The organism is Mesorhizobium sp. M8A.F.Ca.ET.208.01.1.1, from assembly GCF_004791315.1.
GTDB lineage: Bacteria > Pseudomonadota > Alphaproteobacteria > Rhizobiales > Rhizobiaceae > Mesorhizobium.
In genome coordinates this window covers 1-280 of the sequence record NZ_SRUT01000431.1, presented here as the reverse complement: position 1 = coordinate 280, position 280 = coordinate 1, and the positions used below count along the sequence as shown (strand labels likewise).

Annotated in this window: 1 protein-coding gene; it reads left to right on the top strand. The window is 55.7% G+C overall.

The window, feature by feature from the left end; translation table 11 throughout:
• Positions 1-16 precede the first annotated feature (16 nt).
• A partial coding sequence (locus tag EN851_RS35980) for a sulfatase-like hydrolase/transferase (RefSeq protein WP_189587385.1) occupies positions 17-280 on the top strand: 264 nt, incomplete at its 3' end.

Below are 280 nucleotides of genomic sequence, written 5' to 3'. Positions count from 1 at the left end.
TCCGATGTTCTCCAAGATGGCGCCGTCATCCCAAAACCAGGCGATGGTGCATTACACTGACGATGAAAAATTCAACGCCTATCTCAATGCCCTGAAGGTTGGCGACACCGCGCTTGGCGAAATCCTTGAATCGCTCAAGCAGTCCGGCAAGCTGGATTCGACGCTCGTCGTCATCCTTGGCGATCATGGCGAGGCGTTCGGCGAGCATGGCGACTACGTCCATGCGACCGCGCTCTACGATGAGAACGTCCACATCCCGCTGATCATGGTCAACAAGCAT